Raw genomic sequence first — 26,776 nt, forward strand, 5'->3', positions numbered from 1 at the left:
TATTTAGCACAAGGAAGGAAAAAGGATGGAGAAAGAAAAAATTTCATCGCTTCAGATGGCAATCATGTTATACCCTTCTATTATTGCTACGAGTATTATTTCTGTGCCAAGTATTATAGCGAAATATGCAAAGAATGATTTATGGATCTCACCGATTCTCGCGTCTGTTATCGGATTTGCGACCGTTTATATTGCCTATGAATTACATAAACGGTATCCGAAACAAACGGTGATTCAATTCAGCGAACAGATTGTGGGTCGGTTTGCTGGAAGAATAATCAGTTTAATGATTCTTAGCTTTTATATTTCAGGTACTGGGCATATCATTAGAGGGTACAGTGAATTTATTGTTGGTTCTTTTTTAATTAATACACCGATTAGTGTCATTATGACAACGATGGTAATTCTTTGCGCATTTGCTGTGCAAGGAGGAATTGAAGTAATAGGGAGACTTGCTCAGTTATTTTTACCTGTGTTTATCCTGCCGATTCTTATTTTTTTCATTTTATTAAGCCCTGACTATGATATGAAAAATATATTTCCAATATTAAGTGAAGGAATCATGCCTCCAATCCAGGGCGCAATCGTACCAGGGGGGTGGTATTCGGAATTTTTCCTGATTATTTTTCTTCTGCCCTTCTTAACAGATGGAAATAAAGCTAGAAAATATGGGATGATATCTGTTTTAGCCGTAATGGTGACGTTGGTTATGGTTAATTTGGCTGTTCTTTTTGTGCTAGGGCCAACAACCCCTTCTAAAAATTTTCCTTTAATGAATGCCACGCGATATATTAGTATTGCGGAATTTTTTGAAAACCTGGAATCCATTGCTATGGCTATTTGGATTGTAGGTGCTTTTATTAAAATCTCTGTCTTTTATTATGCGACTGTTTTAGGCACTGCACAGTGGTTAAACCTTTCGAACTACCGGGTCGTTATATGGCCATTTGCGATTATTTTTATAGAATTTGCTTTTTGGTCAATACCTAGTTCGGCAGAATATACAGCTTATCTTACATCGGTAGTTCCTTTTTATGGACCCTTGGTACAGACTATTATTCCATTGTTTTTATTGTTGATTGCGATTGTACGCAAGAAATTAACAGCAAATTGAATCAAGCCGTGGCTGTCCCTTTCTTAAGCTTCAAATAATAAAAGGAACGGTAGTAAAGCCTATTAACAGATTAATTATTAGTCTTATTATAATATTTTTAGTTGGAGGTACTATTTGTTTAACAAAAAGAACAATACAAACCACTACGAAGAAGCACCATTTGCAGCTGGAATGAATTTTGATTTTGAAGAGGTAGACCCTTTTTTAAGACGTCTATCATCCTCAATTTTAGATTCAGGTTTTAGTCAAGATGATATCAATACTATTCAATCTGAAATTAACACAATGAAAGAAGATAACGAAGTAAAAGAAATTGGAATCTTTGATGTTATTTATAAAGGACAACCGACAAAGATACGGATTCAAGCTGAAATTCATATTGAGGATGTTGACAAAGAGATTGTTCTATATATGTTTAGTATTCAAGAATTAGTTGACATCATAGACGAGGAAATGCTGAAAACGGAAGAAGAACGGGAATTTTAAGTGAAAAGTTTCGCAATATCTATTTTGGATTAGATAAACAAGAGGGAGACGATCTTTAGTCAAGGAAAAAAGAACGTTCTCCCATGAAAAGCCATCTAAAAGAAAGAAACCAATAGAGGAATTAAAAGAAGCCTTATAAGTTGAAATAGAGCAGATACGCATGGAGAATGCGCATTTAAAAAAAGTGACAGGTCTTAATTTAGAAGAAAATGGTACTTTGGGCTTATTAGAAATACATTTTATCTACAGCTTAATTTCCTTATTAGCAATTTTAATTTTTATATCTTCGAAGACAGCCTTCTTCCGGCTGTTCTTTTTAGTAAAAAGGATGGCGCGATCCCAGATAACATCAAAAAGTGCTGGACCAACGAGAGTTTGTTTATCAACATAGATTCTAAAGATGATAGAAGCGTCCTGATGATTATCCACTCCGTAGGCCGTTCCATTCGGGTTGCCAGTACTATACGGTACAATAATATCCATTCCTTGTTCATCAATGTTTCTCGACATTCTGCACACATAATAGAACGTTTCGTTTTCGTAGCCTTCCGGGAAAAGTTCGGCTGCAGTGCCTTTGAATTCAGTGGTTGTGTTCGCTACAGCTACACCATTAAAATGCTCAGCTCCATAGAAGCTTGCATTGGAAAAGACCGCTTTTCCGGTTTGTTCATGGTTCACACCATAAAGGATCAGAAAATCATCATCCGATTTGAATTGAAAATAATCTGACTCAATGTAGATGGCATCCCTGTTATCCGCCCAGACATTTACATCATTTAAGATAGCCTCAAATCCCTCCACAATCGCTAGGTCAAAATTCAGGTCAACATGATCAAATTCTTCACTTCCATATTTGGCAAGAATCTGATTCCTGAGGTAATCCAGTTCATATCTTGCATAAGGCAGAATTTGAAATTCCGTGGTGCCTGTCTCCTTGATTTTAAGATTTGGAATGGGCCAAGGGGTTAGACTCTTGTAAGGTGTTTTAGGTGTTACTCGAAACACCTTCATGTAGCGGCTTAGATTATTCAGATATTGATCTCCGATGAATTTTTCGGCCCAAATGACGGCTCTCATAATATATGAAAAGGTATCCTTTCCCTTCTCAAGACCCATGTTTACCAAACCCGCTGGAATATTATCATCATTCATGATGCCCGGATCAAAGCCTGCTCCTGCCAGCGCATCACGCATTTGCTTATTTACACTCTGATCGGCTGTAGTAATAATAATCGTTGCACTGTTAAAAGGGCTGCCAGCTGTTCCTCCCTGCGTATTCTCCGTCCAAATGTTGAAATTATTTAATTGATCGCCAAGGCCTCCAAATACACCATGATAAAAACCTGTTTCCGCATCGCCTGCTGTAACCTCCTCGTCGCTGTAATCCTTGCCAGGTTTATTCTCAACAAAGCCAAGATAGCTCCGAAATCCGAAATAAACAGCCTGCGGAGGTGTCTGACCAATCATGACAATGGCTTCATCAGGCCGCAGTTTATAAGTAAATCCAGGTGCTACATAATTAAGATTAGGAGGATAATTAGTAGGATCATCCGGGTTATATCCAAGTGGAGGTTTCTGTCCTTCGGATGGATGTTGATTAGGAGCTGGCGGCAGCAAAACGGGCGAATAGGGAGCACCCGCATGATTTCCCATAGCATTATCCACAACACCTTCACTCACAAGCTTTAATACGTCTATATACCTTAATTCCCCTTCCTGTATAATAAAACCTCTCTCTTCTAATGTTGAGATAAACCTATTTATATTATCATTATGATCAGTAAACTCATTCATCATTGGGTTTTGATACATCCATGTCATCTCCTTACTAACTGTGAAAGCCCTGATAATAAGAATATGAAAATGGAGAAAAGTTGGTGCTATACGTATTGTTGACTCTGGCTATGAGCACATGAAATAAACGACATTCCTTCGTTCCTTCATGTCATGACCTTCATATACTACAATAAATCATTTTAGGAGGTCATACGTTGAATGACTATCCCTATCTATACATGAATCCTTATAGGAATCCTTACGTTCATTCAGGCTATAGGTCTCATGCTGCTGCTAGACAGAATAGGTATATCCTCGATAAACAAATAGGAGATGTAAACGGTGACAGCATACCGGATATCGTGTACCTAGTAGGTGAAAAGAATGAGAAACCTTTTTATGAAAAAATAAAAGTTATCGTCCAGGACGGCAAGACCAGGCTGTGGTATGTGATTCCCTTGGATTCCCAATACAGTATGGCCTATACTCCATGGCTGATTCTTGCCAGCTTTGCTAACGTAAATAGAAATGAAATAATGGTGAATCTCCCTGTTGGAGGAAGCGGGGCGCTAACCTATTACTATGTCATCTCTTTTCTCAATAATCAGGCAGAATATATACTTGGTCCTGAACAGTTTATGAACCTTTCGGATACCCTGGGCTTTGAAGTAATCTATTTGGATCATTATCGAGTACTTGTGAAAAGTGAAACACTCAATCAGTCCTATACACTGGATATTAGCGCCAGAAAGGAAGTATATGAAGGAAGTGTTTATGACAAGGATGGCAAGCTTATCAAACCCCAAGAGGGATTTGTCATTGATCTACCGCATCTGTATCCCATCAAAATAGACGGAAGTGTGCCTTATAAGCTGGAAGCGCAGCATGATATAGCAGGAACATCACATGCGGACCGGCTTGGATCTATCGTTTTATACTGGAAATATAAGGGGGATAATCAATCCTGGGTGTTAGATCCTAAGATGTTTTTTGTCACTCTTCAGTAATTGAATATGTAATATTTGAGTGAAAAGGGGGGGATTTCATGCCTTGGCAGCAAAAAATAGGGTACTTGTTAGGTCAGCCGGTAGGAATTTCGTTTATGGATGGTACAGGAACCTCAGGGGTCTTATGTGATGCATATGGTGGCAGCTTGTACATCATGGAGTATTTATATCAGTCACAATTTGCAATTAAGCATTATAGTTACAGCATGATTCAGGATATTCATCTTTTTCCAGGCTGTCATAATCAGCAGCAAACTAACGGTTCAGTAGTCTATTAACCTAAGAGGGAAAGAGATTTGCTTTTTCAATTAGATAGAAAAACCTAATATCAAACAAAATGATTTGTTAGATATTGGGTTATATTTTATTTTCTTTGGACAGGCGTCATACTATTGAAATTTTGATCAAATGTATCTATTAGTGATAAAAACATATTCCATTTATCAATATCACTCTCATAACATACATAAGTTTTAGCCAAGTTGGGGTATCAATGATGTTTCCCTTTTTTTGTTTTTTATTATCCTTGTCCAAACCATTTTTATCAAATTTCATACACTTAAGAAAGGAGTGATGATTTCTTATGCAATCGTTTAATCATGATGATCGATTGAGTAAAGTTGTAAACATACCTAACCCCTTGTATCAATCTTTACAGGGGAGATATTTTGTTGGACAAACGGAACACATTCGTTTCGGAAAAGGAAAAAATGCGTGGGGAGGCTTGGTTAACCCGTTTAAATCGGATGTCAATTTGTTTGTCAATGCGTTTACAATAACTAATCATTCTAATCAACCTGTTGAAGCTGAAATTTGGTTTAATTCTATTCCTCCTGGGAATCCGATGATTTCGAAAAATGTAACACCCGCAAACACAGCCCTTTCACCGCTTCCAAAGCCCGAAGGTAGAATCGCCTATGATGAAATGGTTGAAGGATTTCCGAGAAAAGGAGTCATGGCATTTAGGCGGATTGTCCCCCCGCAAAGTACGTTAGCCAGTGATGAAGATGGAAAATTTATTTTCCCGCCAGGCGGGTCATTTATTATTTTTCTAGTTTCACCAAACAATGAGATCATTCAAGCGGAAGTGGCATTTGGCTGGTTTGAAAAAAATAAAAGGGAATAGTGTGATAAGACAATTAACTAAAATACAAACTGTTTAGAAACACTTTGGAGATGTGAAGTGCTGTTCAAGCATCTCGAAAATCGATGCAACTTCTAATGAAGTAACAGAGGAAACAAAAAAAGCCGCTCCTCATTTAATAGAGAAGAGCGGCTTCATTATGTTAATTTCTAATCAGATATTCAAATGCACCTAAGGCTGCTGTTGCGCCTGAACCCATGGAAATAATAATCTGTTTGAATTTGCTGTCTGTACAATCTCCTGCTGCAAATACACCAGGAATATTTGTAGACCCAGCTTTATCAACAATGACTTCACCGCTGCGATTAAGCTCAACGGAGCCGCGAAGCCATTCAGTATTTGGAACCGTACCGATTTGAACAAATACCCCTTGCAGTTCAATATGTTGTTCTTCGCTAGTCACACGATCGATGTAGGTAATACCATTTACTTTGTCTGTACCAGTAATCTCCTTAATTTGAGCTTGTTCAATGACCGTTACGTTAGGCAGACTGCGCATACGATCCTGCAATACAGGGTCTGCTTTTAATTCCGATCTTGCTAAAAGGGTAACATGCTTGACGATTCCAGCTAAATCAATGGCTGCTTCAACGCCGGAATTTCCTCCGCCAATGACAGCCACATGTTTTCCAGCAAATAAAGGTCCATCACAATGGGCGCAGTAGGCAATCCCTTTATTTCTATATTCTGTTTCTCCAGGTACATCGGCATTACGCCAGCGGGCACCTGTTGAAAGGATAACCGTTTTACTTTTTAGAACAGCGCCATTTTCAAGTTCAATTTCAATGAATTCTTTCTTTTCCAATCCTTTGGCACGCTGCAAATTCATGATATCCACGTTATACTGCTTGACATGTTCTTCTAAAGTAGCTGCGAGCTTAGGACCTTCAGTGTAGTTCACAGTAATTAAGTTTTCGATTCCGACTGTATCTAATACTTGACCACCGAAACGATCTGCGACAATCCCTGTACGAATTCCTTTTCGTGCTGAATAAATTGCTGCGCTCGCACCTGCCGGACCGCCTCCAACAATAAGAACATCATAAGGTTCCTTATCCGCAAATTCCGAAGCATCGGGCCCGCTGCCAAGCTTCACAAGAATTTCTTCCAGTGACATGCGTCCACTGTTAAAGAATTCCCCATTTAAATGAACCGTTGGTACAGCCATGATATCCTTTGCTTCGACTTCTTCACGATAAACAGCACCATCAATCATTGTATGTGTGATGCCAGGATTTAGAAGACTCATGACATTAAGGGCTTGGACGACATCAGGGCAGTTATGGCAGCTTAAGCTGGCATAAGTTTCAAAATGATAGTCACCTTTAATTGCTTTAATTTGGTCGATGACTTTTTGGTCTGCTTTTGGAGCTCTGCCGCTTACTTGAAGCAAGGCTAATACCAAAGATGTAAATTCGTGACCAAGAGGGATACCGGCAAATGTAATTCCAGTATCTTCACCAGGACGGTTAACACTAAAACTAGGAGTTCTTTCTAATGTTGTTTGCTCCACCTTTATGTTAGATGACATAGCTGCTAATTCATCTGCTAAAGCAGTCATATCGCGTGAAACATTATCTGTTCCCGCACTCACTTTAATATGTACTTCACCTTCCATAAGCTGTAAGTATTGAGATAATTGTGTTTTAATTTCTCCATCTAATATCATATGTAATTCCTCCTTATTTGCTTATAATCTTATTATACTATTTGTTGATTTATTTGACCTGAAGAAGTGTGGACAAGTTGAGTTTCTTTATTAGTCGTGTCATGTGAGTCTACATATTTTAATTTATGGCTATGTTAACGAATCATGTTGTAAGTCAGATTTTTGACTCATCCGTGAGAAATGTCCATTTCTCACGCCTTTCAGCTATGCTGAAAGGTTGCTGTAGGGTTATGAAGTGACAGGAGAAAATGAATTTTCTTCTGTCACTTCATAACCCTACAGCTTTAGATGAGTCAAAAATCAATGATGTTAATAAATAAAACTTACTTTATAATAATTATTATTAATTTATAATCATTATCGTTTAAATGACTGTTTTTGTCAAGCATACTAGATTTATTTTATTATCACATACTAAAAAGCGAGTCGTTCTATTTTGAACAACTCGCTTTTTAGTATGTGATAATAACTCTAATTTAATTGATCACAATCGATGGCTTTCCGACTGGATAATATTCAATCTTTGAGCAGGCTCTAATTTTATCCTCTGCCAAACTATTCCGGCCGTCAAAAATAATCGGTTGCTTCATTTGTTTTGTAACCTCTGCCAAATCAAGCTTTTTAAATTCTTCCCATTCTGTCACAAGCAAAAGAGCATCAGCATTTTTAATGGCTTCTTCAACAGATTCAGCATACTGAATGGTATTTCCAATCACCTTTTTTGCATTTTCCGTTGCAACTGGATCGTAAGCGATAACTTCTGCACCTGCTTGGTGTAACAAGCGAGAAATGACGATGGAAGGGGCTTCTCGCATATCATCGGTGTCAGGTTTAAAGGAAAGGCCAAGCATGGCGAATTTTTTCCCTTTTAATTGCTGAAACCGTTCTAAGGCCTTTTTGACAAGCAGTTGGCGCTGGGATTCATTAATGCTAATCGTCTCTTTTAATAAGGAGAAGTCTACTCCATACTGGCCGGCAGTATGAAGCAATGCTTTCACATCCTTTGGAAAGCAGGAACCGCCATATCCAATACCTGCCTGAAGAAAGGCTTCACCGATTCGTTTGTCTTTTCCCATCCCATTTGCCACATCAATAATATTGGCTCCAACTGCTTCGCAAAGATTGGCTATCTCATTGATGAAGCTGATCTTTGTTGCTAAAAATGCATTTGAAGCATATTTAATCATTTCTGCACTTTTAACATTTGTCATAAGGACGGGAACGTTTAATGGACGATACATTTCTTGTATTTTTAGAGCAGCTTCATTGTCTTCAGAACCGATGATAATTCGGTCAGCCTTCATGGTATCTTTGATGGCTGAACCCTGTCTTAAAAACTCAGGATTGGAAACCATTTTAAACGGTTTTTTAGTATGGTTAGCAATAATGCTTCTAACATAATCATTGGTACCGACTGGAACCGTACTTTTAATTACCACGATGGCATCCGGTTTCAGGTGGGCTGACACATCTTTTGCGGCTTGCACAAGATAGGATAGGTCTGCAGCTCCATCATTGCTTTGAGGAGTGCCTACTGCAATAATAATGATTTCTGCCTTTTCTAATCCTTCTTGATGAGAGGTAGTGAAGTGAAGTTTTCCTGCAGCAGTATTTTTTAAAAGCAGGCTCTCGAGTCCAGGTTCATAAATAGGGGAAATCCCTTGACGGAGCCGGTTGATTTTTTGCTGGTCAACATCGATGCAAATAACATGATGACCAACTTCCGATAAACAAACACCAGTAGACAGCCCGACGTAACCAGTTCCCAAAACAGCTATTCTCATGTTAATCAGTCTCTTCCTTTATGATAATCTCTTTACTAGCAATAGCTTTTAAATAAGAAAGAACCTCTTTTTTGATGTCGTCCCTTTGCAGAGCAAAATCCAATGTTGCTTTAATAAAACCAATTTTATCACCCACATCATATCGGGATCCTTCAAAGTTGTAGGCTAATACAGCTTGTTGTTTATTCAGTTCATTTATGGCATCTGTAAGCTGAAGCTCATTATTGTATCCAATCGGCAGCTTTGACAAAATATCGAAGATTTCAGGTCTTAATACATATCTGCCCATAATGGCATAATTTGATGGTGCAGCTTCTTTCTGGGGTTTTTCAATTAATGAATCAATATAAAAGAGATTTGGTTCAATATTTGCTCCTTTTGGTTTAATAATGCCGTATTTATGGACCTGATTTTCCGGTACCTCTTGGACAGCTATACATGAACTATTGCAGTATTCAAATACATTAATCATTTGCTTTAAACATGGCGTTTCAGACATGACAATATCATCACCAAGCAATACGGCAAATGGCTCATCACCAATAAAGCTTTTAGCGCACAAAATGGCATGGCCAAGGCCTTTTGCCTCTTTTTGACGGACATAATATATATTGGCTAGGTTTGAAATTTTCTGTACTTCTTTTAATCTAGAAAGCTGATTTTTTTTAAATAATGCGTCTTCTAACTCATATGATTTATCAAAATGATCCTCAATGGATCTCTTGCCTCTGCCGATGATGATAACAATTTCTTCTATTCCTGAGGCCACCGCCTCTTCTACAATATATTGAATCGTAGGTTTATCAACAATCGGCAGCATTTCCTTAGGCTGAGCCTTTGTAGCTGGTAAGAAGCGTGTACCAAGACCAGCTGCTGGAATAATTGCTTTTCTGATTTTCATAAGCTGCCCCCATTTCTAAATTCCTTATTCTTTTATATGCTTACAGACAAGTACCGGTCACGTTAGTAGCCTATCATTCTGTATTTCGTGTCAGTTCTAAATAGTTATATAGATTTCGTCTCTAATCGATTAATGATGTTCACCTAGGACGGCATCAGCAATATTAACCGCATGGTCTGCAATACGTTCTAAGTTATTGATAATGTCTATGAAAACCACTCCAGCTTTCGGGGTACATGTCCCATCTGTTAAACGAAGAATATGCTGCTTTCGGAATTGCTGCTCCATGACATCAATCATTGTCTCTTTTTCTATTACCTGTCTAGCGATATCTTTGTTATTCCCTTTTAAGGCAGTCAAGGCTTCTTTTACAATAGAAATAGTCATCTCGTACATTTCATCTAAATCCTTCTTGGCAGAATCAGTCAGATTTACTTTATTGGCCATTTGAAACTCTATTAATTCAAGCATATTTTCACAATGGTCTCCGATTCTTTCAATATTTCGAACGGTATCTAGCAAAATACTATGCTCCTCGGATTTTTTGACAGATAAGGAGGCAGATGAAAGCTTTATTAAATATTCTGTAATGGTTTGGTCGAGGTGATTAATGGCTGTTTCTAGCTGATACATACTATTTGCAAATTTTGCTTGCTTCGTATCAATAAACCTTTTTGTTTCTGTAAGACCGCTAACAGCCATTTCTCCCATGTGAAGAACTTCTTCTTTTGCTTGTCCGAGAGCAATGGTTGGTGATTGTTCAATAAAAATAGGATTAAGGTGTTTGGGCTGGAAACTCCAAAGGGTATCTTTTCCTGGGATTAATTTTGTAACGATGAAGGCAAGAACGGAGACGAAAGGAAGAAGGAGAAGGGTATTAGTAGAATTAAAGATGCCATGTGCAAATGCAATCGCCATTTCTGGATTTAAATGGAGCATGGATTGCAGAGATTGTATGAGTGACGTAAACGGAACTAAAAGGATTAAAAAGAGGGTTGTACCAAAAACGTTAAACAAAACATGGGTGGCAGCTGCTCTTTTGGCAGCAATAGATGTACCAATGGAAGCCAAAACAGCTGTGATGGTAGTCCCGATGTTATCTCCGAATAAAACGGGAAGAGCTGCATTGAGATCTAGCAGTGATTCAGCATACATACTCTGTAAAATACCGATTGTTGCACTCGAGCTTTGAACGAGGACAGTGAAGAGGGTTCCAACGATGACACCAAGAAATGGATTGGCACTTAAGTCAACGGTTAAATCATGAAAGGCTTCCAATGTTCGAAGCGGCTTCATTCCATTACTCATTAATTCTAAACCGTAGAAAAGGGCACCAAACCCAAATAATACTTGACCTAGATAAGTCAGCTGTTTTCTCTTTTTAAAGAAGAATAAGAATACCGCACCTGCCGCTAGAATCGGGAGGGAGTACTCGCCTACATCTATTCCGATAATAAATGCAGTTATCGTTGTCCCGATATTCGCCCCCATAATCACTCCAATTGCCTGCCGTAGTGTCATAAATCCGGCACTTACTAGGCCGACAGTAATAACAGTAGTAGCTGAACTGCTTTGGATGATTACCGTGACGAAAATACCGGCTAATACGCCCATTAAAGGATTGGTTGTAAATTTATCGAGGAGATACTTTAATTTGTCTCCTGCAGAATTTTGAAGCCCGTCGCCCATTAATTTAATCCCAAACAGGAAAATACCAAGGCCTCCAAAGAATTCAAACAGCATTTGTTGAATATTTAGATCCATCTCGTCAACTCCTAACATAATTTTTTTGCTGCTAGTAATGTTGCAGAGGGTTTTCTAATGGCAAATGACCATTGAAAACCCTCAATAAATAAGTAACTTGATCCTTTGATTAGATTATTAAGAATGTTGATTATCATGTATGGGCCAATAGATTTTATTGACAAATTTTTGCATGAGGTCAGGCAGGATTTTTTTTCGGCGAAAGAGTAAAGAGCTGACCATTGCTTTTTTCTCCTCTTTTGTGACCATCCATTCGTCAGGTATCATAGAAACAATTTCTTCAATTAAAAAGATAGGGATAGTTTCGATAATGTCTAATTGATCAAATAATTGATTCTCATCCTCAATAAAAGAGGCCATGATTTGATGTGTCGCACTTTTAATGATTCCGACAGGCAGGTCCTCGATCTCTTCTATCTGCCAATTATAGGTACCGAATACTTCGGCATGGTCGATTGCCCACAGCCGATAGGTATTTTCTTGTTCTTTCTTTAACAGGATGTTTTTTCGTGTCCGGTCGCTGTTATACAGCCAATAATCAAAGGCAATGATACTCGCGAGTTCATTTGAATTGGATATATTAGGTATATTAGGTACCTGGTGGCCATCTTGACAATCAGGAATATAGGTGAGTGCAAATTGGTAGGGAGTATTGTTTATCTGTGCCAGTTCAGGAACTTGAGAAGAGAAGCTCTGCGGGATATCTACGATTCGAGCAAATGGGATTGGCAGACCAAGGTAACGTGCCAGGCAATAGGAGACCCATTCATTAGGTAATGTTTTTTCAAAACCCGTTTGAAAATACTTGACTACATAATCCTTTCCATCACTAAATGAAATTAAATGGGCGTTGGATTTACCTTCTAATTTTTTCTGATAGGCAATGGGTTCAATCATTGGTCAATCACCTCGTCATTACCCTCATGATTAATCGGAATTAACTTTTTCAATAGACTAATATATTGATTAGCCACTACCTGGATATCAAATTTTTCTTGCGCATGCTTGGCTGCTTGATTTGACATTTGTTGATGCATTTCAGGATTATCGAGAATAGTGTAGAGCTGCTTAATCGCATCCTGCACATTTTGCCCTCTAAAGAGAAGACCTGTTTCTCCTTGGACAACCAGCTCTGTGACAGGCATCATATTGGATGCAACAACCGGAACACCGCAAGCCATGGATTCAATAAAGGTATTTCCGAAGGATTCTGATTTTGTTGTTGCTAACGTACATCCGCCTGATGAGCGAATTTTTGCATAGGCATGCGGCATCTGCTGATAGGGAATGACGGGAAACCATTTGATAATATCGGAAAGCTGTTCTTCTTTCCAAGTCTGTGCAAATTCTTCGCGTTGTATACTTTGCGCTCCGCCAATTACCCAAAACTCTATGTCATCCCGTTCAGCCTTTATTTGTTTGGCAATTTCTATCAGCATCGGCCAATTTTTACGTTTATCCAATCTTCCTATCCAGCCAACCACCTTTTTACCGTTTTCAGGCAGAGGACTGCTATTCATATCAATTTTTTCTGCAGGTAACGGCCGGAAGAATGATGTATCGACACCATTGTAAATTACATTTCGTGGAATGGAATCAGTTAGAATGGATACTAATCGTTTTTGATAATGTGATGGTACTATGATTGTTAATGGATTGATTCCTTCGAAGGATTTTAAGTGGGGCATTAGTTTGATTAGTTCGGGGGTGCGGGCTTCAATGATGACAGGACCTTGATAGTTTGCCTTTTGAATCCACTTATAAGCAGCTGCGGTGTCAACGACTATAATGGCATCATAGGCGTTTTGCTTAATAATTTTTACAATTTCTTTCTTGTCCTTTGTTAAATATACAGGAGCAACATCCTCCATAATATGAAGACCGCCATGGTCAGTTGTATAAAGAAACTCAGTATCTATGCCATGTTTTTTAAAATAGACTGCGCGGTTTCTCCATCCTGCATTAACTCCGCCAACAGTGAGTAACCGCCAAATAATTAGCACTTTCATTTTGGTCACTCCTCACTAAATTTTTTAGGGATCCTCCTCTTTTTATGATTGTTTAGTTAATTTTTTGTTTATTTGTTGTAAAGCATTTGTTTACTATATGATTAACGGCGGTTTTTTTTCCCTTTTCTTCCGTAATTTTTATTCTTGTTTTCTTTTTCTTTTATCGGATATTCACTGTACCTTTCATTTCTAAATCCATAGTATCGGTCATTTTCTGAAATTCTGCCTTTATTACGGTATCCAAGAAAGCCATCTTTATCAGAATATTTTTCTTCTTTATTATTCTTATTCTTACTCTTAACATCCTCTTCTGTTTTTTCGGTGTCGGTATTTTTGCTTTCTTTTTCTTTTAAAGTTTCTTTTGAAGTTAGTTTTTCCATATGTTGTTCGATAGTATCCATTACTTTATCCGGGTCATATCCTTGCACAAGCATAGCTTTTACCCACTCTTCTTTAAAAACCTTGTGAACTAGGCTTTCTAATTGACCAGTATAAATTTTTTGCTCATTCGTTGTCAGCAGCTTTTTGCTTTTATTTTTTAATGTCTCTTTATCTGTAGATTCAGTCATTATTTTTTGACAAATTTGCCTTGCTTGTTCCTCCATTTCGATGTAATGCGTCCATTCTGAATACAACTCTGGATGCAGTGCTTGTACATGAGATAAAAAGATTTCTTTATTTTCTTTTCCTAAGGATGTTAGTAATTTCCGAGGGTATGGATAAACACGATCACGCCAAACCGTTCTGGCAACATCAATCACTTTTAGATTTCCTTCCGGCAAAATGAAAATCTGTCTTTTATGATGGTCTATCCTTTCATATCCGATTTCTTTAAAGGTGACTAACAGATCAATTAACTTCATGGAAAGTTCTTCTGTTAATGGCTGTGATTGCAAATACTCTCTTAAATCAACGCCTCTAATAATTTCCATTGCAATATATAAGGGCCCTTTTGCATAAACCTTTGGAAAGAGATCGGTCTGCTGTCCTAAGCTTAGAGCATAATGTTCACGCTCACAATCTTCTTCATTTCCAAATATTTTTATACAAATATCATCTGAATATTGAAAAACAGCTCCTTGTCGCCCTTTCCCCATCATGGTTAACGGGGAATAGTTAACGACTTCAACGTCTTCATTTTCCATATTACGAACCGTAATTTTACTGGTGTACTTTTCCAATTCCTTAGTGTCCATTTATTTCCTCCCGCTTCCTAGTAGACTATAATATTTATCCTCTTATATATGTAGTCACTTACATGGAGAAATGGAAGGGCATGTACCTAAATAATAAAAAATGTATCCTTGCTTATGAATAAAAAGAGGTAATGAAAAACAGTTTTTTGACGAAAAGCGACAAAAAACAACATAAATTTGCTATTTTTTTAAATTATTTATTGCATAATGACTTTTTTTTTGTTAAGATTATTTTTGTTGATGCGATGCGGGTGTAGTTTAGTGGTAAAACTACAGCCTTCCAAGCTGTTGTCGTGGGTTCGATTCCCATCACCCGCTCTCGATATATTTCATGATAACAACGCAGTATTTCGTTTCCTAATGAGAACGAAGTATTGCGTTTTTAATTTTGCTAGAAAAGCGATAACGTTAAATCTAGACTAAATAAAGGGATTTCGTGCTGAAGTCCCTTTTACTATATTATTCCATTATTTGCCAATGGGCTGTACCCCCATGAATCTGAGTGAACATACTCGCTAACGAAGCAGTCATTTTTTCTGCCTTCTCTATTTCGAGCGATGGCTGCAGGTATATAATCTGAATGGCGTTTTTTGTTGCTTCCGTAACTGCTGCTTTTTCTGAATCAACGAAAGGGCTGCCAAAGGCTGATTCGTTATCGGCTGATACGATTAATCGGTGCAATGAATTCATTCGTCCATTTAATCCTAGATATTCTTCTTCTTCTTGTCCCAGTCTTATGGAGATAGGTCCGGCTAGTTTATCACTGTCATATACTCCAATTGGAATTTGATATTGTAAAGAGAAGAAATTATTTAAATCAATGGCGCTATGTATCGGCATAAGATACTTTTGGTTTTGCACACGTCGATATAACGCTTCAGCAGAATGACGATAACGATTAGGGTCCTTTCCTGTTTTTTTGAAAATCTGTCTCCACTCTTGAATCCCTGAGAAATCCACTACTTTTTTGTCATCAAGTTCAAAGAAAATGGATTCTTGAAAGAGCTGCAGGCGCCCCTTTACCATTTGTGGAGATTCGCTGACACAAATATCATGATATTGGATAAAACCAAGTTTAAAATGGGGGATAAGGTTTGTTACTTCAGTAGCAATTGTTATTTCCATTGTTTCCGCCTCCAAATTCTTTGTAAAATAGTATAACATAGTATAGCATTATATCTTCTTGCCCATTTATCAATATGACTATAGATAATAAAGATGAGAGGAGGAGCTAAGTTGAATTACTCTCAGTTAAAACAAGAGGTCATTGAATATAGTAAAACGATTGGAATTGATAAGATTGGATTTACAACGGCTTCTCCTTTTAATGATTTAAGAAATCGGCTAATACGCCAAAGGGAATTGAATTTTCAGTCAGGTTTTGAAGAAAAGGATATTGAAAAAAGAACGAACCCTAGTCTTTTAATGTCTGGTGCCCAATCAATTATTTCGATAGCGGTCGCCTATCCTTCTAAAATGAAGAATCGTACAATAAGCAAAGAAGGGGAGAGGCGTGGAATCTTCTCACGGGCTTCCTGGGGATTGGATTATCATATTGTGCTGCGGAGGCGTCTAGAGAAGCTTGAAGAATTTATTCGTGATAAAGTACCGGAAGTCCGCCTGAAATCAATGGTCGATACGGGAGAATTAGCTGATAGAGCAGTTGCCGAAAGGGCTGGAATTGGTTGGAGCGGTAAAAACTGTGCGATTATTACGCCTGAATTCGGCTCATATGTCTATTTGGGAGAGATGATAACCAGTCTCCCATTTGAGCCGGATACGCCGCTTGAGGATCAATGCGGTACGTGTAATAAGTGTATTGAAGCCTGTCCGACAGGTGCACTTGTGGCAGGAGGACAAATTAATGCACAGAGGTGTATTTCTTTTTTAACGCAAACAAAAGAGGCGATTCCAGAGGAATTTCGGAATAAAATAGGAAACCGTTTATATGGCTGTGATTCGTGTCAAACAGCCTGTCCTGTTAATAAAGGAAAGGATTTTCATCTGCATGCGGAAGTTGAAGCAGACCCTGATATTGCAAAGCCTCTGTTACAACCGCTGCTTTCCTTGAGCAATCGTCAATTTAAAGAAAAGTTTGGTCATGTATCCGGAGCTTGGCGGGGAAAAAATCCGATTCAGCGGAATGCTGTTATTGCTCTTGCTCATTTTAAAGATCAAACAGCCCTTGATGATTTGATTGATATTTTAAAACATGATCCGCGCCCTGTCATGCGTGAAACGGCTGCGTGGGCTATTGGAAAAATTGATGGAAAGAATTCAAGAGCCGCGTTAGAGGAGGCTCTTGAGAAAGAAACGGATGAGGCTGTAATCTTCGAAATTAATAAAGTATTAAGTTAATGGGAGGGAAATCCTCCTATTTTTTGTGTTTTTTTCAGACAAGTGAGCATAAGTCTCTTTCTGTAATTTCATTCAAGTTAACAAACTCCTTTCATATATATAGTTTGAAAGGGGTGAATGAACATGCGGCAGCAGTTAAATGAGTTGCTTCAAGAGCGGGTTCAGCAATGTGTTTCAAGTAAAAGAACTTCATATTCAGTATGTGAAAAAATAGAACGTAAGAGAGAGTCGTTACATTGTCGAGAGGCAGAGATGGTGAAAGTGAACGCAAAAGGAGTCATCAAGGAGATAAAAAAGGAAAATGATGATATAGAGAACGTGTTCTATCAAATCCATTTCCGCTATTTTATTAAGCAAAAAAAACGGCTCTATTTGGAAGAGGAAATAGAAAAAAGACAAGCTCAATTTTATAAAGGGATGCTCGTTTATGATGAGGAGTTAAATCCATTTCAACTGAACGAGATAACAATGGATGATTCCTCATTCATGGAGATAGATGCAGGTGAAGATAGAACGGCTTTTCGTTATGATCGGCTGAAGGCCGTTCAATATGCTGAAAGATGGTGGAATGATTATAATCCGGCATATAAAAAATTTGATGAAGACTGTACTAATTATATTTCGCAATGCCTTCGCGCCGGCGGTGCACCAATGAGGGGATATCCAAACAGAGGCACAGGATGGTGGATGCAAAATCAGAATTGGAGCTACAGCTGGACTGTTGCCAATTCATTAAGATGGTATTTGCCAAACTCCAAAACAGGCTTAAGAGCAAAGGAAGTATCAAGTCCTGACCAATTATTATTAGGAGATGTTATTTGCTACGACTTTGAGGGAGATGGACGTTTCAATCATACTACGATTGTGACAGGAAGGGATGCCGAAGGGATGCCGCTTGTGAATGCCCATACTTTCAATTGCCGTATGCGTTATTGGGCATATGAAGACTCAACTGCCTATACACCAAATATTAAATATAAGTTTTTAACCATAATGGACAATAAAGGCTTCAAAGCTTAATCCACCTTGTTTCAAGAACGAACGGTGGTATAATAGCATATAGAGTTTATGGCAGAGGTGAAAAAATTGGCATTACATGTAGTTTTATACCAACCAGAAATTCCTGCAAATACAGGGAATATAGCCCGGACTTGTGCGGCTACTGATACTACTTTACATTTAATTCATCCGCTAGGGTTTTCTACTGAGGATAAATTGCTTAAGCGAGCCGGTCTGGATTATTGGGAATTTGTTCAGATTATTTCCTATGAATCCATAGAGGAGTTTTTTGAGAAAAATAAAGGTGGAGAGTTCTTTTATCTAACAAAGTACGGTACTAAGGCTCATTCCTCTTTTGATTACAGTGACAGGGATAAGGATTATTATTTTATTTTTGGCAGAGAGACAAATGGTCTGCCGAAGGATATTATTGAAAATAATCATGACAGGGCATTAAGAATTCCAATGAATGAAAATGTCCGTTCTTTAAATCTTTCTAATGCTGCAGCCATCCTTGTATATGAGGCATTGCGCCAGCAGAATTATCTTCATTTAAAATAAGAGAAAGGAACCTTAGCCAGGTTCCTTTATTTTTATTTTCCCATGAACTTCGTTATGATAAAGGTATTAATACATATTTTGGAAGGATGGTTGTTATGAATCAAGTCATTGAGACCTTACTAGCACACCGCTCTATTCGCCAGCTGCAGGATAAGCCCTTAACAAAAGAACAGGTCGAACTAATTGTCGCAAGTGCGCAGGCAGCTTCTACTTCAAGTTATATTCAATCATACTCAATTATCGGTATTACAGATCCTGCTAAAAAACAGAGACTTGCGGAACTGGCAGGAAATCAGAATTATGTTGAAAAAAATGGTCATTTCTTTGTCTTTTGCGGTGACTTATACCGCCATGAGCTTGCAGGCGATATGGAAGAAAAGGAAGTCATTGATTCAATTGAAAGTACAGAAAAGTTTATGGTTATGTTAATAGATACAGCACTTGCCGCTCAAAATGCTGCCATTGCTGCTGAATCATTAGGATTAGGAATTTGCTACATTGGAGGAATCCGAAACCAGCTTGATGAAGTATGCGAACTGTTAAATACGCCGAAAAGGGTTATACCGCTGTTTGGTATGGCAGTCGGTTATCCCGAGAAAATAACGGATCAAAAGCCGAGACTCCCATTAGCACATATTTACCATGAAAATGAATACGAGCAGGACGAATCTGTCTATAAGCAGCAGCTAGAGGAATATAATAAGGTAATTTCTCGTTACTATTATGAACGTACAAAAGGAAAACGTGATGATACGTGGACCAGCCAGATAGCAGGCATGCTCGAGAAACAGTCGAGAATGTATATGCATGATTTTATGAAGAAACATGGATTAAATCTAAAATGAAAAAAGGCCGCAACGAGCGGCCTTTTTGCTTAACTTCTTTTGTTTGTCTAGCTCCAGACGCCATCGGCTCTTTGGTCTACAGTCAAGCCGCCCAGAAAAGTAAAGAACACCTTTCCGTGAGACTCGTCATATGCTTGAGGGCCGCAAGATGCGGGTCATGCAGACGTTGCCACAGGATGTGGCGTTTTTAGTCTGCGTTCCTCATAAGCGGGCGCCTTCCGCTTTTCGCTGTTACTTCGTAATCTTCGGTTTGTCGTTATAACCTGCTGTAAAAATCGCAGCCAGGAAAGTTACCATTACTCCAAGAACTAGGATTGTCCCCATCGTTATGTAGGCCTCCTTTAATAAGTTATGGAAATGAATACTAATTAAGTAGATAGTTTCATTATAGCTTATTCTAAAAAATCTGTGAATGCAATGTTAGAAAATTTCCAACAAACAAAATAGTTAGTTTTCAAAATAGTAATCATTATTTTTCATTTCTAGCATAAATAAAGAACTATACCTTTTCTTTCTAGGCCAAGTTGATTCTCCTTTTTAGGCATGTTGGAACTTAACTAAGCATACATTGTATTAATCAGCTTGGAAAAAAGTGAAGCTTTCATTATTAGGGTACTCCTTTATCCAGTGATGAAAGTGACAAATCATAAGAAGGCGTTTTATTTGAAGGTTGGCACTTGCTCGGACTTTTACAGTCAGTTCGTTCTTTGGCCAGTAAACTGGGATAATGCGACAGGGGAGGTCCATATGGATATATTAAAAAAAATTGAACTATATCGTAAAGAAGAGGAAATGCTTAAATGGGAAGGTACATTTGGCGAATATTTAGAGATTATTAAGGAAAAACCATGGGTTGCCCAGTCAGCTCATTCAAGGGTCTACAACATGATAAAAGACTCTGGTGTCGAAGAAGTAAGTGGTAATAAAAGATATAAATTTTTTTCCAATCAGCTATTTGGCTTAGAGGAAGCATTAGAAAGATTAGTAGAGGAATATTTCCATCCTTCAGCTAAGAGGTTGGATGTCCGGAAGCGTATTTTGCTTTTAATGGGTCCTGTCAGCGGAGGTAAATCTACTTTAGTCACGATGTTGAAAAGAGGATTAGAAGCGTACTCATTATCGGATAGAGGGGCTGTCTACGGTATAAAAGGCTGCCCAATGCATGAAGATCCGCTTCATTTAATCCCGCTTCATTTACGGAAGGATTTTTACGATGAATATGGAATTCGGATTGAAGGAAATCTCTCTCCATTAAATTTAATGCGTTTAGAGCAAGAGTATGATGGTCGGATTGAAGATGTGATAGTTGAAAGAGTATTTTTCTCTGAGGACCGCAGGGTAGGGATTGGTACATTCAGTCCGTCTGATCCAAAGTCACAGGATATTGCTGATTTAACAGGAAGTATTGATTTTTCAACGATAGCTGAGTATGGTTCTGAGTCAGATCCGCGCGCCTACCGATTTGACGGGGAATTAAATAAAGCAAATCGCGGAATGATGGAATTCCAGGAAATGCTAAAGTGTGACGAGAAATTCCTCTGGCACCTGCTTTCGTTAACGCAGGAAGGTAACTTTAAGGCAGGAAGATTCGCCCTCATAAGTGCAGATGAATTAATTGTTGCCCATACGAATGAAACAGAATATCGTTCCTTTATCTCAAATAAGAAAAATGAAGCGCTTCACTCTAGAATCATTGTGATGCCGATTCCGTACAATTTAAAGGTGACGGAAGAAGAGAAAATCTATGAAAAAATGATCCGCGAGAGTGATGTGTCTGATGTTCACATTGCACCGCACACCTTAAAGGTAGCAGCCATGTTTACGATTCTAACAAGATTGAAGGAGCCTAAAAAAGGCGATATTGATTTAGTGAAGAAAATGCGTCTATATGATGGTGAGAGTGTCGAAGGCTATAATCGTGCGGATGTTGAGGAGCTTAAAAAGGAATATGTAGATGAAGGAATGAGCGGAATTGATCCTCGTTATGTAATTAACAGAATTTCTTCCACGATTATCCGAAAAGAAATGACAAGCATAAATGCTTTGGATGTACTCCGTTCCTTGAAGGAAGGCTTGGACCAGCATCCATCCATTACTGCAGAATTACGTGAAAAGTATTTGAATTATATCTCCTTGGCACGGAAGGAATATGATGATATTGCGAAGAAGGAGGTACAAAAGGCATTTGTTTATTCTTATGAAGAATCTGCAAAGACCTTAATGGATAACTATTTAGATAATGTTGAAGCCTATTGCAACAAAATCAAGCTTCGGGACCCTCTTACTGGTGAAGAAATCAATCCGGATGAGAAGTTGATGCGTTCGATAGAAGAGCAGATTGGCATCTCTGAAAATGCTAAAAAAGCATTCAGAGAGGAAATCTTAATTCGAATTTCTGCCTATGCTCGTAAAGGAAAACGATTTGATTACAATTCACATGACCGCCTGCGTGAGGCGATTCAGAAAAAGCTGTTTGCTGATTTGAAGGATGTAGTTAAGATTACAACCTCTACGAAAACGCCAGATGAGCAGCAGCTAAAGAAAGTGAACGAAGTCGTTGCACGATTAATTGATGAACATGGCTATAACTCTACTTCTGCCAATGAATTATTGCGCTATGTTGGCAGCTTATTAAATCGTTAATAGATTAATATAATATTTTGAGGCTATCCTTTACAATCGGATAGTCTTTTTGTTTTTGGCTTTGTGTATTCACAGTGTCCATTTCTCACGAATGAGTCAAAAATCAGGCTTATCAACATGGTTCGCTAACAAAGTTTTGTTTTTCCTTCTGCTTATTATGCGGCAGTTCAGATAAATAGTTCAAAAGTTACATGATAATAGATAAGTGTTACTTTACTCACAGCCCTTACTTATCAAGTACGTTAGAATTATTATATCAATTTAAAAGGGGAACTTCATATGGGGCTAACAATAGGAAAGAAACTATTAGCTGGATTTTTGTTTATTCTTTTATTATTAGCAATTGGCAGTGTTATTTCAATTAATAGAATAAGTTTTACAGAGCAGACCTACAAACAGCTTATTGATGAAAATGTAGAAAATTCCATGCATGCAAAGGATTTACAGGTACTTTATCTTAATCAATCTACAACAATAAAAAATTACTTAATGACAAGCGATGATACATACATATTGCAGTATGAAGAGTATTTAACACAAGCAAATAAGAAGCTAAAACAAATGCTTGAAGGCTATAACGATGAAAAGGATATAGAGATTATTAAACAATTAGCTGCTTTCCAGACAAGGTATGATGAGATTGTTCAAAAGGAAATAAGGTTGAAAAAAGCAGGAGATGAAATCGGATACATTAATTTAATGAACACATCAGGAAAAACGATTTCTAACGTTTTTCAGAAAAAAATTGCAGAACTTGATAGTGGACAGGAGAAAATTGTATTTAATGGGATTCAGAATGCATCCTATTCGGTTTCTGAAACAAAGATCTTTGTTCTAATAATAGGATTGATAAGTGTATGTGTTGGAATTGTTCTTTCGGTCCTGATGAGTCGCTCGATAGCAAAACCGATTAAACAAGCAGCAGAGGTGATTCATAAAGTTGCAGAGGGTGATTTACAAATACAGGAGTTAAAGAAAAAAACGAATGATGAAGTCGGGATTCTTTTTGATTCCTCTAATAGAATGGTGCAGGATTTACGGGAGATTGTGGGGCAGATTCAAGAATCTTCAACAAGTATGGCATCGAGCAGTGAGGAGTTGGCTGCCAGTGCGATGGAAAGCACTTCAGCTGCAGAGCAAGTATCCAGAATGACGCAGGATAGTGCAGAAGGCAATGAACAACAATTATTACAATATAGAGCACTATCTCATTTAATTAATGAGATGAATAATGGGATACACCAAGTGGCAGTAAACAGTGAAGATATGCTTCATTTAACGAAAATAACAAGTGATTTGACTGTAGAAGGCGAAAAGTATATTGACCATGTTGTTGGACAAATGAATCAGATTCAACAAACTGTTTCAAAAGCAAGCGGTTCCATCCATTCTTTAAGGGAGCGTTCAGATGAAATAAGCCAAATTATTGGAATCATTACAGGTGTTGCTGAGCAAACAAATTTACTGGCCTTAAACGCAGCTATCGAAGCTGCAAGAGCGGGCGAGCATGGAAGAGGTTTCGCAGTTGTTGCAGAAGAGGTTAGAAAGCTGGCCGAGGAATCAAAAAAATCTGCAGGAAAAATTACAAAAATGATACACCATATTCAAGTTGAAACATTGGAATCCGTACAAATGATGGAACAGGAAAGTATGCAGGTTGAACAGGGATTGAAAGAAACAGAAGAGGCCTGCCATGCATTCAAATCGATATCTAAGGCAATGGGAAAAGTGACAGAAAAGGTAGATGAGGTTTCTTCCTCTGTTGCAACCATGTTAGAGGCAAGTGATCGTATTATGCAATCAATAGAAAGGGCAAAAGAGATTGCTGAAAGAAGTACCCATAACAGCCAAGAGAGTGCCGCAGCAACACAGCAGCAGTTTGCTGCGATGGAAGAGGTGGCTGCATCGGCACAGTTTCTTTCTAAAATGGCGGAAGATCTTCTGTCTATTATTTCTAAATTTAAATTATAGATTTGTTTATTAACATGTTTAAATTTTGACTTATCAACATGATTTGTTAACATAGCCTAAATTAAAAAATAGAAGAAAATGAGATGACAAAGGGAGTATCATTCCATGAGAAAACGGAAATTTATATTGGTATTTATTATGGTTTTTGCAGCAGTTTTGACGGCATGCGGTCAATCTTCTTCAAATAAAAATCAAGATGAAAGTAAGAAGGATACCTATGTGATTGTTGCAGGACATGCGGCAGCAAAGGATCATTTTGCACAAAAATCATTTGAGAAGTTTAAAGAGCTGGTTGAAAAGAATAGTAATGGAAGAATAAAAGTGGAAATCCATCCAGGCGGCGAGCTTGGCGGAGAAAGAGAAATGGTTGAGCAAATTCTGCTTGGTGATTTAACAATGATGGCTCCAGCCTCTGCGCCTTTAGATGCAGTAACCAAGAGTATGGCAGTTTGGGATCTTCCCTATTTATTTACCGATCGTCAAATGGCTCATAGAGTGTTAGATGGGGAAGTAGGGCAGGAGGTACTTGATTCAATGTCTGATAAAGGTTTAGTTGGATTAGCTTATTGGGAAAATGGATTCCGGCATCTGACAAACAGTATCCTTCCCATTGCAAGTGTTTCAGATTTTGCAGGAATTAATATGCGGACACTAGAAAATCCAATGCAAATTAAAGCATGGTCTTTAGCCGGAGCAAATGCGACACCAATTGCTTTTACAGAATTATATGCAGCACTGGAGAATCATACAGTTGATGCCCAGGAAACGCCTCTTTCACTCATGTATTCTATGAAATTCTATGAAGTTCAGAAATATTTATCTCTCACAGGTCATACGTATTCACCTTGGCCGGTGGTCATGAATAAACAGTTTTTTGATAGTCTTCCTGATGATTTGCAGCAGGTTGTTCGTGATGCGGCCTATGAAACTCGTGAGTATAACAGACAGTTATCAAAAGAAGATGAAGAACAGGCATTGCAGTTGTTAAAGGATCAGGGGATGGAGGTTTTGGAGTTAACAGAAGCACAAAAACAGGAATTTAAACATGCGATGAGTGAGATTTATTCAGATGTCAAAAATGATGTTGGAGAAGAATTATTTGATAAATTAATGAAAGAAGTCTCGATGTAAGTATTATAAACTATGTTTAAGACCCGGTGTACGATGCTGTACACCGGGTTTTTGATATTAGTGAATACTTGTCCTTTTTTTAGGCAAATGATTCATTATTGAAATTACTTGTAAATTATTTTGTCTTTCCGCATATGATAGAGTAATCCACCATTTTATCTCCATTTTTCACTCGGGATAGTGTATGCATGTGAGGAAAAAATGTGCAAAGATAAGCAAAAACTTTTAAGGAGGGGTTGAAATGAGCGATAAAAATAACCATCAATTTGTGATTTCCAAAGAAGATTGGTCCCTCCATCGCAAAGGCCAAGATGACCAGCAGCGGCATCAGGAAAAAGTTCAAGAAGCGATTCGTAATAATCTCCCCGATTTAATTACTGAAGAGAGTATTATTATGTCAAACGGTCGAGAAGTGGTAAAAATACCGATTCGTTCTCTTGACGAATATAAGATTCGCTATAACTATGATAAGAACAAACATGTGGGTCAAGGCGACGGGGACAGCAAAGTTGGTGATGTAGTAGCTCGTGATGGTTCGGATGGAAAGAAAGGACCTGGTAAGGGTCAGGGCGCAGGCGACCAGCCTGGAGAGGATTATTTTGAGGCAGAAGTTTCTTTAATGGAATTAGAAGAGGCCTTGTTTAAACAATTAGAACTGCCAAATTTAAAAAAGAAAGAGTTACAGGAGAATATTGTTGAGGATATTGAATTTAATGATATTCGGAAAACCGGTTTAATGGGAAATATTGATAAGAAAAGAACGATGATGTCTGCCTTTAAACGAAATGCGATGAAAGGGACGCCTAAATTTCATCCTATCTATCAGGAGGATTTGAAATTTAAGACCTGGAATGAGATTGTAAAACCAGATTCAAAAGCAGTGGTTCTTGCTATGATGGATACAAGCGGAAGTATGGGGATATGGGAAAAGTATATGGCCAGAAGCTTTTTCTTTTGGATGACTAGGTTTTTAAGATCCAAATATGAAACGGTAGAAATTGAGTTTATTGCCCATCATACGGAGGCAAAGGTTGTGTCGGAAGAGGATTTCTTTTCAAGAGGAGAAAGCGGTGGAACGATTTGTTCATCCGCCTATCGCAAAGCACTTGAGTTAATTGAGGAAAAATATCATCCAAACCGCTATAATATTTATCCATTTCATTTTTCTGATGGAGATAATTTGACCTCTGATAATGCTCGCTGTGTAAAGCTTGTAGAGGAATTAATTAAGCTATCGAGCATGTTCGGCTATGGTGAGGTCAATCAGTATAATCGGCATTCAACACTTATGTCTGCTTATAAAAACATTAAAAATGAACATTTCAAATATTATATTCTTAAGCAAAAAGCAGATGTATTTCATGCCATGAAGAGCTTCTTTAAAAATGAGGATGAGAAAAAGCAATATGCATAAAAAA

Annotated in this window: 22 protein-coding genes and 1 tRNA gene; 14 read left to right on the forward strand and 9 right to left on the reverse strand. The window is 38.0% G+C overall.

Going from position 1 to position 26,776, the window contains the following annotated elements; all coding sequences use genetic code 11:
- Positions 1-25: 25 nt before the first annotated feature.
- Entirely contained in the window at positions 26-1,114 is a 1,089-nt protein-coding gene (locus F4V44_RS00615; protein WP_150438049.1) for a GerAB/ArcD/ProY family transporter, read from the forward strand.
- A 114-nt stretch (positions 1,115-1,228) separates the two neighbouring features.
- Entirely contained in the window at positions 1,229-1,600 is a 372-nt protein-coding gene (locus F4V44_RS00620) for a hypothetical protein (protein ID WP_150438050.1), read from the forward strand.
- A 243-nt stretch (positions 1,601-1,843) separates the two neighbouring features.
- Here the strand turns inward: F4V44_RS00620 and F4V44_RS00625 are convergent, their stop codons facing one another.
- Complete coding sequence (locus F4V44_RS00625) at positions 1,844-3,412, reverse strand: hypothetical protein (protein WP_191090507.1); 1,569 nt, start codon at positions 3,410-3,412, stop codon at positions 1,844-1,846.
- Positions 3,413-3,591: 179 nt separating this feature from the next.
- Between F4V44_RS00625 and F4V44_RS00630 the strand changes: the two genes are divergently transcribed.
- From F4V44_RS00630 to F4V44_RS00640, 3 genes are all read left to right on the forward strand, one after another.
- Positions 3,592-4,383, forward strand: coding sequence for a hypothetical protein (locus F4V44_RS00630; RefSeq protein ID WP_223881740.1), 792 nt, complete (start codon positions 3,592-3,594; stop codon positions 4,381-4,383).
- A 38-nt stretch (positions 4,384-4,421) separates the two neighbouring features.
- The gene (locus F4V44_RS00635; RefSeq protein WP_150438051.1) at positions 4,422-4,661 is read left to right on the forward strand and encodes a hypothetical protein; all 240 of its coding nucleotides are present in this window, start codon (positions 4,422-4,424) and stop codon (positions 4,659-4,661) included.
- 305 nt (positions 4,662-4,966) lie between these two features.
- Entirely contained in the window at positions 4,967-5,509 is a 543-nt protein-coding gene (locus F4V44_RS00640; RefSeq protein ID WP_150438052.1) for a DUF6143 family protein, read from the forward strand.
- Between the two features lie 160 nt (positions 5,510-5,669).
- On the opposite strand, the gene ahpF is transcribed toward F4V44_RS00640, so the two are convergent.
- The 7 genes from ahpF to F4V44_RS00675 all read right to left on the reverse strand — a co-directional run bounded on the left by ahpF (position 5,670) and on the right by F4V44_RS00675 (position 14,850).
- Positions 5,670-7,196: an alkyl hydroperoxide reductase subunit F gene (gene ahpF, locus F4V44_RS00645; RefSeq protein WP_150438053.1), complete on the reverse strand. Its 1,527-nt coding sequence runs from the start codon at positions 7,194-7,196 to the stop codon at positions 5,670-5,672.
- Positions 7,197-7,672: 476 nt separating this feature from the next.
- On the reverse strand, positions 7,673-8,980 hold the full coding sequence (locus F4V44_RS00650; protein ID WP_150438054.1) for a UDP-glucose dehydrogenase family protein: 1,308 nt from the start codon (positions 8,978-8,980) through the stop codon (positions 7,673-7,675).
- 1 nt (position 8,981) lies between these two features.
- On the reverse strand, positions 8,982-9,881 hold the full coding sequence (gene galU, locus F4V44_RS00655; protein WP_150438055.1) for a UTP--glucose-1-phosphate uridylyltransferase GalU: 900 nt from the start codon (positions 9,879-9,881) through the stop codon (positions 8,982-8,984).
- Between the two features lie 129 nt (positions 9,882-10,010).
- A complete protein-coding gene (locus F4V44_RS00660) occupies positions 10,011-11,645 on the reverse strand; it encodes a Na/Pi cotransporter family protein (protein ID WP_150438056.1) in 1,635 nt (544 codons plus the stop codon).
- Positions 11,646-11,762: 117 nt separating this feature from the next.
- Positions 11,763-12,542 carry a HipA family kinase gene (locus F4V44_RS00665; RefSeq protein WP_150438057.1) on the reverse strand — a complete coding sequence of 260 codons (780 nt, stop codon included), beginning with the start codon at positions 12,540-12,542 and terminating at the stop codon, positions 11,763-11,765.
- A complete protein-coding gene (locus F4V44_RS00670) occupies positions 12,539-13,654 on the reverse strand; it encodes a glycosyltransferase family 4 protein (RefSeq protein WP_150438058.1) in 1,116 nt (371 codons plus the stop codon). Before F4V44_RS00670 ends, F4V44_RS00665 begins: the two co-directional genes overlap by 4 nt.
- Before the next feature lie 101 nt (positions 13,655-13,755).
- The gene (locus F4V44_RS00675) at positions 13,756-14,850 is read right to left on the reverse strand and encodes a hypothetical protein (RefSeq protein ID WP_150438059.1); all 1,095 of its coding nucleotides are present in this window, start codon (positions 14,848-14,850) and stop codon (positions 13,756-13,758) included.
- Positions 14,851-15,097: 247 nt separating this feature from the next.
- Between F4V44_RS00675 and F4V44_RS00680 the strand changes: the two genes are divergently transcribed.
- Positions 15,098-15,168 (forward strand) — tRNA-Gly (locus F4V44_RS00680).
- Positions 15,169-15,309: 141 nt separating this feature from the next.
- Here the strand turns inward: F4V44_RS00680 and F4V44_RS00685 are convergent.
- Positions 15,310-15,975 (reverse strand): B3/B4 domain-containing protein, encoded by a 666-nt coding sequence (locus F4V44_RS00685; protein WP_150438060.1) that lies wholly within the window; start codon positions 15,973-15,975, stop codon positions 15,310-15,312.
- A gap of 111 nt (positions 15,976-16,086) precedes the next feature.
- Here F4V44_RS00685 and queG point away from each other — a divergent pair, with 111 nt between their 5' ends.
- The 8 genes from queG (at position 16,087) to yhbH (ending at position 26,772) form a co-directional block, all read left to right on the forward strand.
- Positions 16,087-17,208: a tRNA epoxyqueuosine(34) reductase QueG gene (gene queG / locus F4V44_RS00690; protein WP_150438061.1), complete on the forward strand. Its 1,122-nt coding sequence runs from the start codon at positions 16,087-16,089 to the stop codon at positions 17,206-17,208.
- 123 nt (positions 17,209-17,331) lie between these two features.
- On the forward strand, positions 17,332-18,228 hold the full coding sequence (locus F4V44_RS00695) for an amidase domain-containing protein (protein ID WP_150438062.1): 897 nt from the start codon (positions 17,332-17,334) through the stop codon (positions 18,226-18,228).
- Positions 18,229-18,294: 66 nt separating this feature from the next.
- Positions 18,295-18,768 (forward strand): tRNA (uridine(34)/cytosine(34)/5-carboxymethylaminomethyluridine(34)-2'-O)-methyltransferase TrmL, encoded by a 474-nt coding sequence (trmL, locus tag F4V44_RS00700; protein WP_150438063.1) that lies wholly within the window; start codon positions 18,295-18,297, stop codon positions 18,766-18,768.
- A 95-nt stretch (positions 18,769-18,863) separates the two neighbouring features.
- The gene (gene nfsA / locus F4V44_RS00705; RefSeq protein WP_150438064.1) at positions 18,864-19,613 is read left to right on the forward strand and encodes an oxygen-insensitive NADPH nitroreductase; all 750 of its coding nucleotides are present in this window, start codon (positions 18,864-18,866) and stop codon (positions 19,611-19,613) included.
- Between the two features lie 747 nt (positions 19,614-20,360).
- Positions 20,361-22,256: a PrkA family serine protein kinase gene (locus F4V44_RS00710; RefSeq protein WP_150438065.1), complete on the forward strand. Its 1,896-nt coding sequence runs from the start codon at positions 20,361-20,363 to the stop codon at positions 22,254-22,256.
- 279 nt (positions 22,257-22,535) lie between these two features.
- On the forward strand, positions 22,536-24,227 hold the full coding sequence (locus tag F4V44_RS00715) for a methyl-accepting chemotaxis protein (protein WP_150438066.1): 1,692 nt from the start codon (positions 22,536-22,538) through the stop codon (positions 24,225-24,227).
- A 105-nt stretch (positions 24,228-24,332) separates the two neighbouring features.
- The gene (locus F4V44_RS00720) at positions 24,333-25,358 is read left to right on the forward strand and encodes a DctP family TRAP transporter solute-binding subunit (protein ID WP_150438067.1); all 1,026 of its coding nucleotides are present in this window, start codon (positions 24,333-24,335) and stop codon (positions 25,356-25,358) included.
- Between the two features lie 241 nt (positions 25,359-25,599).
- Positions 25,600-26,772 (forward strand): sporulation protein YhbH, encoded by a 1,173-nt coding sequence (gene yhbH, locus F4V44_RS00725; RefSeq protein ID WP_150438068.1) that lies wholly within the window; start codon positions 25,600-25,602, stop codon positions 26,770-26,772.
- Positions 26,773-26,776 lie beyond the last annotated feature (4 nt).

The organism is Niallia endozanthoxylica (genome assembly GCF_008710145.1).
Classification (GTDB): Bacteria; Bacillota; Bacilli; order Bacillales; family Cytobacillaceae; genus Bacillus_BD; species Bacillus_BD endozanthoxylica.